Annotated in this window: 11 protein-coding genes; 7 read left to right on the top strand and 4 right to left on the bottom strand. The window is 68.7% G+C overall.

All coding sequences use genetic code 11. The annotated features are described in order from the left end of the window. Nucleotides 1–48: 48 nt before the first annotated feature. The 4 genes from JNUCC0626_RS15420 to JNUCC0626_RS15435 all read left to right on the top strand — a co-directional run bounded on the left by JNUCC0626_RS15420 (nt 49) and on the right by JNUCC0626_RS15435 (nt 9709). Nucleotides 49–1305: an alpha/beta hydrolase family protein gene (locus JNUCC0626_RS15420; RefSeq protein WP_394620438.1), complete on the top strand. Its 1257-nt coding sequence runs from the start codon at nt 49–51 to the stop codon at nt 1303–1305. Nucleotides 1306–1622: 317 nt separating this feature from the next. Then, entirely contained in the window at nt 1623–5432 is a 3810-nt protein-coding gene (locus JNUCC0626_RS15425; protein WP_394620439.1) for a discoidin domain-containing protein, read from the top strand. Nucleotides 5433–5459: 27 nt separating this feature from the next. Beyond that, nucleotides 5460–8789, top strand: a complete 3330-nt coding sequence (locus JNUCC0626_RS15430) for a CARDB domain-containing protein (protein ID WP_394620440.1) — start codon at nt 5460–5462, stop codon at nt 8787–8789. Between the two features lie 68 nt (nt 8790–8857). After that, nucleotides 8858–9709 carry a universal stress protein gene (locus JNUCC0626_RS15435; RefSeq protein WP_394620441.1) on the top strand — a complete coding sequence of 284 codons (852 nt, stop codon included), beginning with the start codon at nt 8858–8860 and terminating at the stop codon, nt 9707–9709. Nucleotides 9710–9792: 83 nt separating this feature from the next. Here JNUCC0626_RS15435 and JNUCC0626_RS15440 read toward each other — a convergent pair whose 3' ends face one another. Then, nucleotides 9793–9951 carry a hypothetical protein gene (locus JNUCC0626_RS15440; RefSeq protein ID WP_394620442.1) on the bottom strand — a complete coding sequence of 53 codons (159 nt, stop codon included), beginning with the start codon at nt 9949–9951 and terminating at the stop codon, nt 9793–9795. Here JNUCC0626_RS15440 and JNUCC0626_RS15445 point away from each other — a divergent pair. Continuing rightward, a complete protein-coding gene (locus tag JNUCC0626_RS15445) occupies nt 9941–10144 on the top strand; it encodes a hypothetical protein (protein WP_394620443.1) in 204 nt (67 codons plus the stop codon). The genes JNUCC0626_RS15440 and JNUCC0626_RS15445 overlap by 11 nt on opposite strands. Before the next feature lie 51 nt (nt 10145–10195). Continuing rightward, the gene (locus tag JNUCC0626_RS15450) at nt 10196–10597 is read left to right on the top strand and encodes a hypothetical protein (protein ID WP_394620444.1); all 402 of its coding nucleotides are present in this window, start codon (nt 10196–10198) and stop codon (nt 10595–10597) included. On the opposite strand, the gene JNUCC0626_RS15455 is transcribed toward JNUCC0626_RS15450, so the two are convergent. The 3 genes from JNUCC0626_RS15455 to JNUCC0626_RS15465 all read right to left on the bottom strand — a co-directional run bounded on the left by JNUCC0626_RS15455 (nt 10587) and on the right by JNUCC0626_RS15465 (nt 14550). After that, nucleotides 10587–11522: an alpha/beta hydrolase gene (locus tag JNUCC0626_RS15455; protein WP_394620445.1), complete on the bottom strand. Its 936-nt coding sequence runs from the start codon at nt 11520–11522 to the stop codon at nt 10587–10589. The two genes, JNUCC0626_RS15450 and JNUCC0626_RS15455, sit on opposite strands and share 11 nt — an antisense overlap. 141 nt (nt 11523–11663) lie before the next feature. After that, nucleotides 11664–13664 (bottom strand): neutral/alkaline ceramidase, encoded by a 2001-nt coding sequence (locus JNUCC0626_RS15460; protein ID WP_394620446.1) that lies wholly within the window; start codon nt 13662–13664, stop codon nt 11664–11666. 25 nt (nt 13665–13689) lie between these two features. Further along, nucleotides 13690–14550, bottom strand: coding sequence for an EamA family transporter (locus tag JNUCC0626_RS15465; RefSeq protein ID WP_394620447.1), 861 nt, complete (start codon nt 14548–14550; stop codon nt 13690–13692). A 91-nt stretch (nt 14551–14641) separates the two neighbouring features. On the opposite strand from JNUCC0626_RS15465, the gene JNUCC0626_RS15470 reads away from it, so the two are divergent. Then, nucleotides 14642–15490, top strand: a complete 849-nt coding sequence (locus JNUCC0626_RS15470; RefSeq protein WP_394620448.1) for a LysR family transcriptional regulator — start codon at nt 14642–14644, stop codon at nt 15488–15490. Nucleotides 15491–15494 lie beyond the last annotated feature (4 nt).

Genomic DNA, 15494 nt, shown 5'->3' on the forward strand with positions numbered 1-15494 from the left:
CGGAAGGGGCGGGTGGGCGGCAGCAGGAATGCGGCAGAAGGAGCGAGTGTGCGCGAGCTGACGGATGAGATCGTGGTGTCCCACCGGCCTCAGCCACCCAAGCCCGCTCCGATCGGGGTGAGCATCCCTGGCCGGCACGTCGCGGAGGTCACGGGGCACCCCGACGGCCGCCTCGCCGTGATCACCTGGTCGTCCCCGGAGATCGATCCCGGCCTGCTGAACCCCGCGCTGCACGTCGTCGCCCCCGACGGCACGATCACCGACCTCGGCCCGACCTCGGCGGACGCCGGGTCGCCGGTGTGGTGGGGCGACGAGGTGCACTACCTGGCGTTGACGCCGCCGCTGCTCCAGGCCGGCAACGCCGTGTTCGACCAGCGCCACCGCAACCTCACCGAGGGCATGCCCGCGTGCCCGATCGACCTCGTGCAGGACGACGGCAGCGCGCCGATCATGGTCGTCGCGGCCGGGTTGGACACCGAGTTCCACCGGCTCGACGGCACATTCTTGGGCAAGGTCAGGGGTTCTCACCTGCCGTCGCCCTACCGCGACCTCGACGGCATCGCGTGGGGTGTCCAGGAACGCCTGAGCTATCAGGCCCGCGACGGCCTCGGACTCGACGGCCTGCTCGTCCTCCCGCTCGGCAAGGCAAGAGAGGACGGGCCGTTTCCGCTCGTCACGATCGTGCACGGCGGGCCGTACGACCGGTTCGCCGACAGCCTGCAGTTGCACTGGGTGCCATCCGCCCAATGGTTCGCACACCAGGGGATCGCAACGTTCCTGCCCAACCCGCGCGGAGGCCTGGGGCACGGGCACGAGTTCGCGAAAGCGGTCGGCGGCAGGGTCGGGCTTGAGGAGTGGCACGACATCGAGGACGGCCTCGATCTGCTGATAAGCGAAGGCGTCGCGGACCCGGACCGGCTCGGCATCGCGGGCTGGAGTCATGGTGGGTTCATGGCCTCCTGGGCCACCACCAGGACCGACAGGTTCAAGGCCGCGCTCGTCGGAGCGGGGATCTCGGACTGGCCGCGGCAGGTCGAGAACGGTGAGTGGGGCGCGTTCGAGGCCGCGCTCGCCGACACCGCACACCTCAGCCCGATCACGTACGCCCACGAGATCACGACGCCGATGTTGATCGTGCACGGCGCCGAGGACACCAACGTGCCGGTGGAGCAAGCCGAACTCCTGCACGCGGCCGTCGAACACTCCGAACTGGTCCTCTACCCCGGCGAGGGGCACTCGCTGCGGCTGCGTGAGCACAGGCTGGATCTGCTGAACCGAACCAGAAGGTTGTTCGCGAAGCTCTGAGTTTTGCGCAAGTCTTACGCAACGGCAGCAAGCCCAGAGCAAGCCCGCGCAAGCGCGCGTATCGAGATCAAATCAATTTTCCCGGCAGGTTCGGGCCCGAACCGACGGCAAAGCCGTCTGTCCAGCTGCTGGTGATCGCCCTTGCGCACGCTGGGACACTGTTCGGACACGTGAACGAACCCCGGTCTTTCCTGTTCAGAGGGCTCTGTCGCAAATTTGCGCAATCACGTCGAGATATTGCGGTAATCTGCTGGTCACTTCTACGGTGAGGCGCGCCACACCCCCTCGCGTCCCCACCGAGAAGGGCCAAGCACGCCATGTCACTGACGACACGCGCTCGCTCCCTGCTAGCCCCCGCCACAGCTCTGATCACCGCAGCGGCGACCCTGACCTTCGTCCCTGCCGCCCAGGCCGCGCCGGTCAGCCTGGACCTCGCGAAGCAGACCCGCATCAGCGAAGTCACCCTGACCAGCGCGAAGAACAGCACCGAGACGTTCGCCGTGCAGACGAGCCTCGACGGCAGAGGCTGGTCGACGCTGGTCGCGGAACGACCACACACGTTCCAGGACGGCAAGGTCACCTTCAAAGTCGACCCGACGCTGGTCAAGCACGTCCGCGCCACCAAGACCACGGCCAAGCTGGCGGTCCAGGAAGCGGAAGCGAGCGCGAAACTCCAAGCCTCGTACAGCGCCAGCAGCTCCAACCAGAACTACGGGCCGGGCAACGCGGGCGACGGCAACCAGTCGACCTACTGGGAGAGCGCCAACAACGCCTTCCCGCAGTGGCTTCAGGCCGATCTCGGCGCCGCGGTCAAGGCCGACCGGGTCGTGCTCAAGCTGCCGACCGGCGGCTGGGGCGCGCGCACCCAGACCCTCGCGGTCCAGGGCAGCACGGACGGCAGCAACTTCACGGATCTGGTGGCCAGCAGGGGTTACGACTTCAACCCCGCCTCCAACAGCACCGTGACCATCGACTTCACCGCCGCCACCACGCGGTACGTCCGGCTGCGGATCACCGCGAACACCGGCTGGCCCGCCGGCCAGATCAGCGAGTTCGAGGTGCAGGGCCCCACCGGGGGTGACACCCAGGCCCCCGCCGCACCCACCAATCTCGCGTTCACCCAGCCCCAGTCCGGCCAGATCCGGCTGACCTGGAACGCGAGCACGGACAACGTCGGCGTCACCGGCTACGACGTCTACGCCAACGGCACGCTGCGCACGAGCGTCACCGGCACGACGTACACCGACAGCCAGCCCGACGGCCTGCGCGTCAGCTACCACGTGATCGCCAAGGACGCGGCCGGCAACCAGTCCCCCGCCAGCAACACCGTCACGCGCGAGGGCGCCACCGGCACGAACCTGGCGCAGGGCAAGCCCGTCACGGCGAACAACAACGTGCACAACTTCGTCGCCGCCAACGCCAACGACGGCAACGTGCAGACCTACTGGGAGTCCAACGGATTCCCCGGCACGCTGACCGTCCAATTGGGAGCGAACGCGGACGTCAGCTCCGTCACGCTCAAGCTCAACCCCGACAACGCCTGGGGTGCGCGCACGCAGAACATCGAGGTCCTCGGCCGCGAGCAGAACGCGACCGCCTTCACGAGCCTGACCCCCGGCCGCGACTACCGCTTCGACCCCGCGACCGGCAACAGCATCACCATCAACGCCGCCGGGCGCGTCGCCGACCTCCAGGTGCGCGGCACGTCCAACACCGGTGCCCCCGGCACGCAGGTGGCGGAGATCCAGGTGTTCGGCACCCCTGCCCCGAACCCCGACCTCACCGTCACCGCCACGTCGTTCACGCCGGCCGCGCCCGTCGAGACCGACCAGATCACGTTGAACGCCACCGTCCGCAACGCGGGCACGGCGGCCAGCACGGCCACCGACGTCACGTTCTTCCTCGGCACCACCGCCGTCGGCACGGCCAACGTCGGCGCTCTCGCCGCCGGTGCGCAGGCGAACGTCAGCACGACGATCTCCGCGCGCCCGGAAGGGTCCTACGAGTTCACCGCGAAGGTCGACGAGACCAAGAAGGTCGCGGAGCAGAACGAGACCAACAACGCTCGCATCCACCCGTCCCCGCTCGTGGTCACCCCGGTCCCGAGCTCGGACCTGGTCGCCGTGCCGACCTGGTCGCCCAGCAACCCGGCCAACGGCCAGACCACGACGTTCAGCGTCGCGATCAAGAACCAGGGCAGCATCGCTTCAGCAGCCGGTGCCCACGGCATCACGGTCACGATCCTGAACAGCAGCGGCCAGACCGTCCGCACGCTGACCGGCAGCCACAACGGCGTGATCAACGCGGGCGCGACCACGGCCGCGGTCAACGTCGGCACGTGGCCTGCTGCCGACGGCCGCTACACGGTGAAGACCGTCATCGCCAACGACGGCAACGAGATCCCGGCCAAGCAGCCCAACAACACCAGTGAGCAGGCGCTGTTCATCGGCCGTGGCGCGAGCGTGCCGTGGCAGCACATCGAGGCCGAGGACGCGACCGTCGGCGGCGGCGCACAGGTCTTGAGTCCGAACAGGACGATCGGCGACCTCGCCGGTGAGGCGTCCGGCCGCCGCGCCGTCACGCTGAACGGCACCGGCCAGTCGGTCGAGTTCACCACCGGCGCCCCGACCAACACGCTCGTCACCCGGTTCTCCATCCCGGACAGCTCCGGTGGCGGCGGCATCAGCAGCACCCTCAACGTCTACGTCAACGGCCAGTTCCACAAGGCCATCGACCTGACGTCGAAGTACATGTGGCTCTACGGCAACGAAGCGTCCCCGGGCAACTCGCCGGGTGCGGGCGGGCCGCGCCACATCTACGACGAGGCGAACGTGATGCTCAACTCGACGTTCCCGGCGGGCACGAAGATCAAGCTGCAGAAGGACGCGGCCAACACCACGAACTACGCGATCGACTTCGTGAACTTCGAACAGGTGCAGGCCGCCGGAAACCCTGATGCCGCACGCTATGCCGTGCCCGCCGGGTTCACCCACCAGGACGTGCAGAACGCGCTCGACCGCGTCCGCATGGACACCACGGGGAACCTGATCGGCGTCTACCTCCCTGCCGGTACCTACCAGACGCAGCAGAAGTTCAACGTCTACGGCAAGGCCGTCCGCGTGGTCGGCGCCGGCCCCTGGTTCACCCGGTTCCAGGCTCCGCCGACGCAGGAGAACACCGATCTCGGCTTCTCCGCCCAGTCGTCCGCGAGCGGCTCGACGTTCAGCGGGTTCGCCGTGTTCGGCAACTACACGCAGCGCAACGACGGCCCCGGCAAGGTGTTCGACTTCGCCGGCGTCCAGAACATGACCATCGAGAACATCTGGGTCGAGCACATGATGTGCCTGTTCTGGGGCAACAACGTCGACAACAACGTCATCAAGGACAGCCGCATCCGCAACATGTACGCGGACGGCCTGAACATGACGAACGGCTCGGCGGGCAACCGGATCGCGAACATCGAGGCCCGCTCGACCGGTGACGACGCGTTCGCGTTGTTCGCCGCCACCGACGGCGGTGGCAGCGGCCAGCAGAACAACGTCTTCGAGAACCTGAGCGTCACGACCCCGTGGCGCGCGGCCGGTCTCGCGGTGTACGGCGGCAAGAACAACATCTTCCGCAACATCTACATCGCGGACACGCTCACCTACTCCGCGGTGACGATCAGCTCGCTCGACTTCGGGTACCCGATGGAGGACTTCGGGCCGGAGCCGACGACGTTCAGCGGCCTCACCCTGGTGCGCTCCGGCGGCCACTTCTGGGGCCAGCAGACGTTTGGCGCGATCTGGATGTTCTCCGCGTCCAAGAAGTACACGGGAATCCGGGTGAGCGACGTCGAGATCATCGATCCGACGTACAGCGGAATCATGTTCCAGACCAAGTACAACGGTGCCGCCGAGAACGTCTTCCAGGACACGGTGCTGTCCAACGTGAGCATCTCGGGTGCGCGCAAGTCCGGTGACGCGTTCGACGCCAAGTCCGGATTCGGGTTGTGGGCCAACGAGATGCCGGAGCCCGGTCAGGGTCCCGCCGTCGGCGAGGTCACGTTCAACGGCCTGAGGTTCGCGAACAACTTCCAGGACGTCAAGAACACCACGACCACCTTCAAGATCAACATCAACAACTGATACCCCTGCCACGAAGGACAATTCAAAATGAGAAACACGCTACTGAAGCGTGCGGTGAGTGCTGCCGTCGTCAGCGCCCTCGCACTGTTCGGATTGACCCCCACGGCAGGTGCAGCGGTTGTCCGGCTGTCCGCGAACCTGACCGCGTCCAGCAGCAACGGCCCGTACGGCGCCGGGAACGCCGGTGACGGCAACCAGGGCAGCTACTGGGAGAGCACGAACGGCGTGTTCCCCCAATGGCTCCAGGCCGACCTCGGGTCGTCCAAGAGCGTCAGCAAGGTCGTGCTGCGCCTGCCCGCCGGGTGGGAACAGCGCTCGCAAACGCTTGCTGTGCAAGGAAGTGCGAACGGCTCGCAGTACAGCGACATCGTCGGATCGGGCGCACGGGTCTTCTCCCCCGGCTCGAACAACACGGTGACACTGGACTTCGCCGCCACCAACGCCCGGTACGTGCGCGTCACGATCACCGCGAACACCGGCTGGTCCGCGGGCCAGCTCAGCGAGTTCGAGGTGCACGGCGAGTCCGGGCCGGTCGACCCGCCGCCCGCCGGCGACAACCTCGCCCAGGGCAAGCCGGTCGAGGAATCCGGGCACGTGCACAACTTCGTTCCCGGCAACGCGGTCGACGGCAACACGGGCACGTACTGGGAGTCTGGCGGCTTCCCCGGTCACCTGACCGCGAAGCTGGGCTCGAACGCCGACATCACCTCGGTCGTCGTGAAGCTCAACCCCGACAACGCCTGGGGTGCGCGGACGCAGAACTTCGAGGTGCTGGGCAAGGAAGCAAGCGCTTCCGCGTTCGCGACCCTGAAGGCGCGCGCCGACTACCGGTTCGACCCGGCGACCGGCAACACCGTCACCATCCCGGTCAGCGGGCGGGCTTCCGACGTGCGGCTGCACTTCTACTCGAACACCGGCGCGCCCGGCGGCCAGGTCGCCGAGTTCCAGGTGTTCGGCGCGTCCGCTCCGGCTCCTGACCTCACCGTCACGAACCTGACGTGGACGCCGGCCAGCCCGTCCGAGGCCGACGCGATCAGGCTCACCGCCACCGTGCGCAACGGCGGCACCGTGGCTTCCACGGCCACGACCGTCAACGCCACGCTCGGCGGCACCGTCGTGGGCAGCGCCGCGGTCGGCGCGCTCGCCCCTGGAGCCACGGCCACCGTCAACGTCGACGCGGGTCGTCGGGGTGCCGGGTCCTACGCGGCCGCGGCCACGGTGGACCCGGCCAACCAGGTCGCGGAGACCAACGAGGGCAACAACACCTTCACCTCCGGCTCTCCCCTGGTCGTCGGCCAGGCCCCGGGACCGGACCTGCAGATCCTCGGCGTCACGCCGAACCCGTCGTCCCCGGCGGCGGGCCAGGCCGTCACGTTCGCGGTGCAGGTCAACAACCGCGGCACGTCGGCGGCAGGCGCTTCGGTGACCCGCGTGACCATCGGCGGCAGCACTCTCAACGCCAACACCGGCGCGATCAACGCCGGGCAGACCGTCACGGTCAACGTCGGCTCCTGGACCGCCACCAACGGCGGCGCCACGGCCACCGCGACCGCCGACGCGACGAACGTCGTGGCGGAGACCAACGAAACCAACAACACCGCCACCCAGTCCATTGTGGTCGGACGCGGCGCCTCGGTGCCGTTCACCAGCTACGAGGCCGAAGCGGGCCGCTACCAGGGCACGCTGCTGCAGGCCGACGCGGAGCGCACGTTCGGGCACACCAACTTCGGGTCCGAGTCCTCGGGCCGCAAGTCGGTGCGCCTCGACGCGCAGGGCCAGTTCGTGGAGATCACCTCGACGGTCAGCACCAACTCGATCGTCGTGCGCAACTCGGTCCCGGACGCCGCCGCCGGTGGTGGCCAGGAGGCGACGATCAGCCTCTACGCGAACGACCAGTTCGTGCAGAAGCTGACGTTCTCGTCGCGGCACAGCTGGCTCTACGGCACCACGGACGACCCCGAGGGCCTCACGAACCGTCCGGGTGGCGACGCCCGCAGGCTGTTCGACGAGACCTCGCAGCTGCTGGCCTCGAGCTACCCGGCCGGCACGAAGTTCAAGCTGCAGCGCGATTCCGGTGACAACGCCCAGTTCTACGTCATCGACCTGATCGACCTGGAGCAGGTCGCCCCGGCCGCGTCGAAGCCGTCCGAGTGCGTCTCGATCACGCAGTACGGTGCCACCGCGAACGACCAGACGGACGACACCGACGCGTTGCAGCGCGCCGTGACGGCCGACCAGAACGGGGAGATCCCCTGCGTCTGGATCCCGGAGGGCAAGTTCCGCCAGGAGAAGAAGATCCTCACCGTGTTCAACAGCGGTGGCGACAACCAGGTCGGCATCCGCAACGTCACGATCCGCGGCGCCGGCATGTGGCACTCGCAGCTGTTCTCGCTGATCCAGCCGCAGGACGCGGACACGATCAACCACCCGCACGAGGGCAACTTCGGGTTCGACATCGACGACAACACCCAGATCTCCGACATCGCGATCTTCGGTTCCGGCCGGATCCGCGGCGGTGACGGCGGTGCCGAGGGCGGCGTCGGCCTCAACGGGCGGTTCGGCAAGAACACCAAGGTCACCAACGTGTGGATCGAGCACGCCAACGTCGGTGTCTGGGTCGGCCGCGACTACACCAACCTGCCGGACCGCTGGAACCCCGGCGACGGCCTGCAGTTCAGCGGCATGCGCATCCGCGACACCTACGCCGACGGCATCAACTTCACCAACGGCACCCGCAACTCCACGGTCTTCAACTCGTCGTTCCGCACCACGGGCGACGACGCGCTGGCCGTGTGGGCGTCGAAGTACGTGAAGGACCAGAACGTCGACATCGGCAGCGGCAACGCGTTCCTCAACAACACGATCGCCCTGCCCTGGCGCGCCAACGGCATCGCGATCTACGGCGGCTCGAACAACCGCGCGGAGAACAACGTCATCTCCGACACCGCCAACTACCCGGGCATCATGCTGGCGACCGACCACGACCCGCTGCCGTTCGGCGGGACCACGACGCTCGCCAACAACGCCCTGTACCGCACCGGCGGCGCGTTCTGGGGTGAGGCGCAGGAGTTCGGCGCCATCACGCTGTTCTCGCAGAACCTGCCGATCCCCGGCGTCGTCATCCGCGACACCGAGATCCTGGACTCCACCTACGACGGGATCCAGTTCAAGGGCGGCGGTTCCGGCATGCCGGACGTGCAGATCACCAACGTCCGCATCGACAAGTCGAACAACGGCTCGGGCATCCTCGCGATGGCCCAGGCCCGCGGCTCGGCGCGGCTGACGAACGTCACGATCACCAACTCGCGGGACGGCAACATCACGATCGAGCCCGGATCGCAGTTCGTCATCAACTAGGCAACTGGCTCGTGGATCACAGTTAGAACCACCTCCGATCGGGTATGCCCCGGTCGGAGGTGGTTTTTATGTCCACGGTCGTGGTCGGTTTCGACGGTTCCGGCCTGGCGCGCCGAGCCGTGCTGTTCGGTGCCGAGGAAGCTTCCCGTTGCGGTGCGGCCCTGCAGGTCGTGCATGCCGTGCGAGCCCCGTTGCCCGAGCCCGTGTTCACGCCGATGTCCGTCCCGCTGCCCGAGTTCGTCACCGAGGAGACGATGTCGCGCGCGGCCGAGGACCACCTCGCCGAACTGGCTGCCGAGATCAAGCAGAGCTGGCCGGACCTGGAGGTCGCCACCCACGTCCGCATCGGGCGCCCGGTCGACGTCCTCGCCGCCGAACCCGGTGACCTGCTCGTGCTCGGCTCGTCCGGGCGCACCGGCATCGCCGAGATGTTCCTGGGGTCCACCGCGGTCGAGCTGGTCTCCTCCGGCGGACGGCCGGTGATCGTGACCCGGTCCGGGCCGGTCGACGGACGCGTGGTCGTCGGCGTCGACGGCTCCGACACCTCCACGGACGCGATCGCGTTCGCCTTCGAGTACGCCGCGCGGCACGGCCGTGAGCTGCTGGCCATCCACGCGTGGAACGACGTCGGCTGGGCCGAACTGCCCGAGCAGGACTTCGACCACGTGCGTGTGGACCTCGCCAAACTGCTGGAAGAACAGCTCGCGCCGCACATCGCGCAGTGGCCCGATGTGCACGTCGCGTCGGAGGTGGCGTTCGACGCACCGGCGCGCGCGTTGCTCCAAGCGGCCGATGGTGCCGCGTTGATCGCGGTGGGAAGTCACGGCCGTGGTGCCGTCACGCGTGCAATCCTGGGTTCAGTGAGCCACGCTGTGCTCCACCACGCGCCGTGCCCGGTCGCCGTGGTTCATCGGAGGTGACGTCGGATGCGCGGGTTAGCTGCCGTGCTGCTGTGTGTGGTCTTGGCTTCGTGTGGGGCCGCACAACCGCCAGCGGGTTCTCCTCAGTCGAACACTGAGTCGTCGAGCCCGTCGCCTGTCGCACCGACCACGACCACACCGAGCCTCCCGCCGCCGTTGCCACCGTCGTCGGCACCGCTCCCACCCACGCTGCCCACGCCGACGCGGGCGCTCGACCCGGACGTGAAGACGGTGCGCGGCACGGTCTCCGCCGGAGTCGAGGCGGGGTGCACGATCCTGACCGCGCCGGGCGAGCAGTACCTGCTGCTCGGCGCCGACCCGGCGATCGCGGTGGCCGGGGCGATGGTCGAGGTGAGCGGGAAGCCCGATCCCGGGGCGATGACGACGTGCCAGCAGGGCACGCCGTTCCACGTCACGAGCACTCGCCGGGGCTGATCGCCCGTTCGGCTCCAGACCGGGGCGCTCCGGTGCCGGAGGATGTGGCCGGTGGAGCGCCCCGAGCCCGAGCCGATCGAGAACGTCGTCGACCACGACGTGCACGGCCTCTTCATCCAGATCGGCAAAGTCAGCCGCGGTGAGACGCCCGTGCCCGAGAAGGGGCTGTGGTGGCCCGCGCTGGTCGTGCTCGTCTGCGGGACCGCGCTCGCCGGGTTCGGCTGCATCGGGCTCCTCGACGTGCAGCACCACCTGGACCCGCTGCCCTCCGGCACGACCCTGGGCACGCTCTACGTGATGGCGTTGATCGTGGGCGCGGTGCTGCTGGCGATCGGCACCGTGATGAGCAGGACGAGGCCCACGACCTGGATTCAGGTCGTGGGCCTCATCCTGTTCGCCGCGCTCGTGGCGGGCCTGGCGCTCACCGCGCTCGTCCCCGGCTTCAGCCCCTGAGGGCGGTGCGGAGGAACGCGCTCGCCTGGCTGATCGCGGCCTCGGCGGCGTGCGTGCCGCGCAACGCGTTCAGCATCACGAAGTCGTGGATGGCGCCCGCGTACCGCACGGCCGTCACCGGCACACCCGCCGCGCGCAGCTTGTCGGCGTAGGCCTCGCCCTCGTCGCGCAGCACGTCGGCCTCGGCGGTGATCACGAGTGCCTGCGGCAGCCCGGCCAGCTGCTCCAGCGTGGCGCGCAACGGCGAGGCGGTGATCTCGGCGCGCTCGGCCTCACTCGTCGTGTACTGGTCCCAGAACCACTGCATGCCGTCGCGGCGCAGGAAGTAGCCCTCGGCGAACTGGAGGTACGAGTCGGTGACGAACGACGCGTCGGTCACCGGGTAGAAGAGCACCTGGGCCTTGAGGTCGATGTCGCCGCGTTCCTTGGCCTGCAACGTCAACGCCGCCGCCATGTTGCCGCCGACCGAGTCACCGGCGACCGCGACCCGCGTGACGTCGAGGCCGTGCGCGGCACCGGAAGCCTGGATCCACTGCGCGGTGGCGTAGTTCTGGTTGATCGCGACCGGGTAGTGGGCCTCGGGCGAGAGCGAGTAGTCGGGGAAGACGACGGCGGCACCGGCGCCCACCGCGAGTTCGCGGACCAGGCGGTCGTGGGTGTGGGCGTTGCCGAAGACCCAGCCGGCGCCGTGGATGTAGAGCACGACCGGGAGCGGGCCCTCGGCACCGGCGGGCTTGACCACGCGGACCTTGAAACCGTCCAGCTCCACCCACTCCTCGTCGACCTCGGGCTTGTCGACGGCACCGGACTGCACCTCGTCGACGGCCTTGCGGCCCTCTTCGGGGGCGATCTCGAACAGGAACGGCGGCTGGTCGGTGGCGGCGGCGAACTCGGCGGCGGCGGGTTCGAGGACGGGGCGCTTCATGGCTTCCTCCTGGCGTTCCTGGGGTGATGCCATAAAGCTAGTGCGCGATTAAATCGTGCACAACGTAATCACGGCCTCAGCGGCGGCGGGAATAGAAACGGCCCCTCGCCCAGCAGGACGAGGGGCCGCAAGACACCGAACTCAGCCGACGGTGAAGCCGGTGGTGGCGCCGGTGAACGGGCTGATCTTGCCGGTCCAGCCCGACTTCTCGTCGCCGTGGTGCACGATCCGGTAGGTGCCGGCGGGGGTGTCCGCCGGGATCTGCCAGGTGATCGTGGCGTTGGAGAAGGAGATGCCGACCCGCGCCCACTGGTAGCGCGTCGACCAGTCGCCGTCGTCGGCCACGCGCACCCAGGAGCCGTTCACCTGCCGCTGCACCTCCAGGAAGGTGTGGTTGCGGTGCAGGTTGTTCTTCGGGTGACCGGTGACGAACACGGCCGTGACCGTCTCGCCGCGCCCGTACGTCGCCTTGGGCGCGATCAGGACGTCGCCGTACTTCTTGTCCATCGGCTTGTCGTCGAGGACGACGCCGGTCTGCAGGTTGATCTCGGTGAACGGCGGCTTGCCGGGCGTCGGGCCGGGAGCGAGCGTCGAACCGGACTTCATCGACGCGGCCAGCTTGCCGAACTCCTGCTGGTAGGCCGGGGTGGTGTTGCGGCCGAACAGGGTGGAGCCGCCCTCGTACTGCTGCGAGTCGTACTCCTCCGGCGTGGTGACGTACTGGCTGTAGTCGTTGGCGTAGCCCTGGATCAGGACGTTCTGCACCGGCGTGCCGAGCTCCGCGGCGACGGACTTGCGGATGCGCAGGCCCGCGGTGATCGTGACCTCACCGGGGACGGCGACCAGCACCAGCTGGCCGATGCGGACGATCTGCAGCGGCACGATGTTCGGGGTCGCGCCGATCAGACCCGTTGGCACCAAAGAGGCCTTGGGGAACTGGCAGTCGCGCAGCCACTGCGGGACCTCCATCTGCAACGGCTCGAAGAGCTTCTTCCACGGCGACTGCATGCCCTCCTCGAAACCGGGGATCGCCGGGCCGTCCTCGATGCTGCCCGCGATGGTCGACGCGCCGACGACGCCCGAGCACGTCGTGCCCGCCTTGCCGTCGGACATGAAGCGCCCATCGACCTGCACGGCGGACATGTCCACGAACCGCATGCGCGCGTCGACACCACCGGACACAGCGCTCAAAGGCCCGTTGTAGATCTCCTGCGCCTTGCGGTTCTGGCGCTCGCCGATGATGCGGGCGTTCTCCCACTCGTTCTCGGTGGGGCCAAAGCCGGGCTTCAGGTTGAGGTTCGGCGACATGTCGCCCGCGTTGGTGTTCGGGAACGCCGCCACGAAGCCCGCGGTGTTGTCCAGGTAGCGGACGCCCTCGTCGTCGTGCTCCCACTGGTACGACGCGTAACCCTTGTTGTCCGGGCTGATCAGGGTGTTGGCGTTGGTGACCGACGTGTTGTGCGTGGCGAACCAGTTGATCGCGCCGACGTTCGTGCCGCCCTGCTGGAACTTCAGCACGGTCATCTGCGGGTCGATGCCGTTCGGGAACGCGCCCTTGTCGGGGTTGCGGTCGAACGCCACGCGCGAGCGGTTGACGGAGGCGTTGGTGAGTTCGCCGACGCCGAGGCTGATCGAACCCGGCTTCACGTCCTCGTGGGCCTCGACGACCGACTCGGTGATGCCGTCGACCACGGCGGCCAGCGCCTGCGGCTGGAGGCCGAGGATCGACAGGTTGTAGGCGATGTTGTGCGACTGGCCGCCGGGGCCGCTGTGCGTGTGCGTGGCGGAGAGCAGCAGGTTCTCGCGCGTGTAGGTGGTGCCGTACTTGGCCTGGAGCTTCGCGAGCACGCCCTCCTGGACCGCGCGGAAGATCATCGCGAGGTCGGCGTTGACGTACGCGACGCGCTTGTTCGTGGCCCGGTCGACCACGACGTAGGCCCGCGACCGCAGCCGCTGGTGGATGCCCGACGTCTTCTGGTCGAACTTCGAGTAGCCCATCATGCCGTTCTCGGCGGCCGGGCCGGTGACGTCGGAGATGCCCCGGCCCACCAGGTACGGCTCGGGTTCCGCCCACGCGAACGGTCCGCTGACCAGCGCCGCACCGACGAGTGCGGCGACCACCGTCAAGACTTTCGTCCGCATGAACACCCCGCTAAGTGAATGGAATTCACATTTCGGGTTGCACGTTAGGTGATCTGGACCACTGACTGCAAGTCACGGCCAGTGCATTCGCGGTGACCACCAGCAAGATTCCAGCCCAATGGTGGAGTGCGAGGGTCTCCCCCAGCAGCAGAAGCCCGGCCAACGCGGCCAGCACGGGGTGCACGCTGCACACCAGTCCGAACAGGCGCGCGGGAACCTTCCGCAACGCGATCACGTCCGCCGCGTAGGGCACGACGCTGCAGAACACGCCCGCCGCCACCGCGTACAGGATCGCCATGCCGTTGAACTGCCCGTTCACCACGAGGAACACCGCGACCGGCACGTAGAGCAACGCGGACACGCTCGTCGCCGCGGCCGGCGCCTGAAGGCCCGGCAGTCGCTGCCCCACCAGGCGGTTGAGCAGGATGTACGCGGCCCAGCTCGCCGCCGCGAGCAGTCCGGCGCCGATGCCGAGCCAGTCGCTCGACGGCCCCGGCAGCACCAGCACGTACACACCCACCGCCGCGATCACCACGAACAGGAAGTCCAGCCGCGTGCGAGACCCGGCCAGCGCCACGCCCAACGGCCCGAGCACCTCCAGCGTCACCGCGAGCCCCAGCCCGATGCGGTCGACGGCGGTGTACAGGCTCAGGTTCATCGTCGCGAACACCAGGCCGAGCGAGAGCGTCGGCCACCACTGGGCCCAGGTGAATCTTCGCGGGTTCGGGCGGGCGACCGGCAGCAACACCGCCGCCGCCACGAACTGGCGCACGGCCACGACCCCGGCCGGGCCGATCGAGGCGAACGCGTGCGCGCCGACGGCCGCACCGAGCTGACTACTGGCGGCACTGGCGGTGATCGTGGCGAATCCACCGAGGCTCTTCATGCCACCCAGCCTGAGCGCGCCCAGGAGATACCGGAAATGCACACCCCGTCTCAACCATACGTCCGGCGTATAGATCGGTTACGCTCTGCGCATGGATCTGCGCCACCTGAAGGCGTTCGTCGCCGTGGTGGACGCCGGGACGTTCACCGACGCCGCCACCGCCCTGGGCCTCACCCAGGCGTCGGTCTCGCGTTCGGTCGCCGCCCTGGAGGCCACGCTCGGGACTCGTCTCCTGCAGCGCTCGCCCCGGCACGTCTCGCTCACCACGACCGGCGCCCAGGTGCTGGAGGGCGCCCGGCGGGTGCTGGACGAGGTCGCGCACCTGCACCGGATCGCCGCGCAGTCGCTCACCGAACTGCGCATCGGTTACGCGTGGTCAGCGCTGGGCAAGCACACCCGGCGCGTGCAGAAGGCGTGGGCGCAGAAGCATCCCGGCATGCCACTGGTGTTCGGGCAGTCCAACTCGCTCACGGCCGGGCTCGCCGAGGGCACCGCCGACGTCGCGGTCGTGCGCAAGGCGCTGGACGACCCGAGGTTCGAGACGGCGTTGCTCGGCACCGAACGCCGCTACGGCGTGGTCGCGACGGACAACCCGTTGGCGCGCAAGCGTTCGCTCAAGCTCGCGGACCTCGCCAGGTACGGCATCGCGGTGGACGACCGCACCGGGACGACCACGCTGGACCTCTGGCAGCCCGGCAAGGCCCCGGCCGTCGTGCGCAACACCCACAGCGTCGACGAGTGGCTGACGCTGATCGCGGCCGGACAGGCCGTCGGCATGACCTCGGAGGCCACCGCGAGCCTCAACCCACGCCCCGGCGTCGCGTACCGGGCCGTGGTCGACGCGCCGCCGATCCCGGTGTGGCTCGCGTGGTGGAAGGACCAGCCGCCGCAGCACCTGACGGACCTGATCACGCTCGCGTGCGACGCCTATCGGGTGTGAGAAA

Origin of the sequence: Lentzea sp. JNUCC 0626, assembly GCF_043632865.1 — a bacterium.
In the GTDB taxonomy this organism is placed as follows: domain Bacteria; phylum Actinomycetota; class Actinomycetes; order Mycobacteriales; family Pseudonocardiaceae; genus Lentzea.

Coding starts and splice junctions, on each gene's coding strand:
- JNUCC0626_RS15425 (WP_394620439.1), top strand. CDS start 1,623: ATGTCACTGACGACACGCGCTCGCTCCCTGCTAGCCCCCGCCACAGCT.
- JNUCC0626_RS15430 (WP_394620440.1), top strand. CDS start 5,460: ATGAGAAACACGCTACTGAAGCGTGCGGTGAGTGCTGCCGTCGTCAGC.
- JNUCC0626_RS15435 (WP_394620441.1), top strand. CDS start 8,858: ATGTCCACGGTCGTGGTCGGTTTCGACGGTTCCGGCCTGGCGCGCCGA.
- JNUCC0626_RS15455 (WP_394620445.1), bottom strand. CDS start 11,522: ATGAAGCGCCCCGTCCTCGAACCCGCCGCCGCCGAGTTCGCCGCCGCC.
- JNUCC0626_RS15460 (WP_394620446.1), bottom strand. CDS start 13,664: ATGCGGACGAAAGTCTTGACGGTGGTCGCCGCACTCGTCGGTGCGGCG.
- JNUCC0626_RS15465 (WP_394620447.1), bottom strand. CDS start 14,550: ATGAAGAGCCTCGGTGGATTCGCCACGATCACCGCCAGTGCCGCCAGT.
- JNUCC0626_RS15470 (WP_394620448.1), top strand. CDS start 14,642: ATGGATCTGCGCCACCTGAAGGCGTTCGTCGCCGTGGTGGACGCCGGG.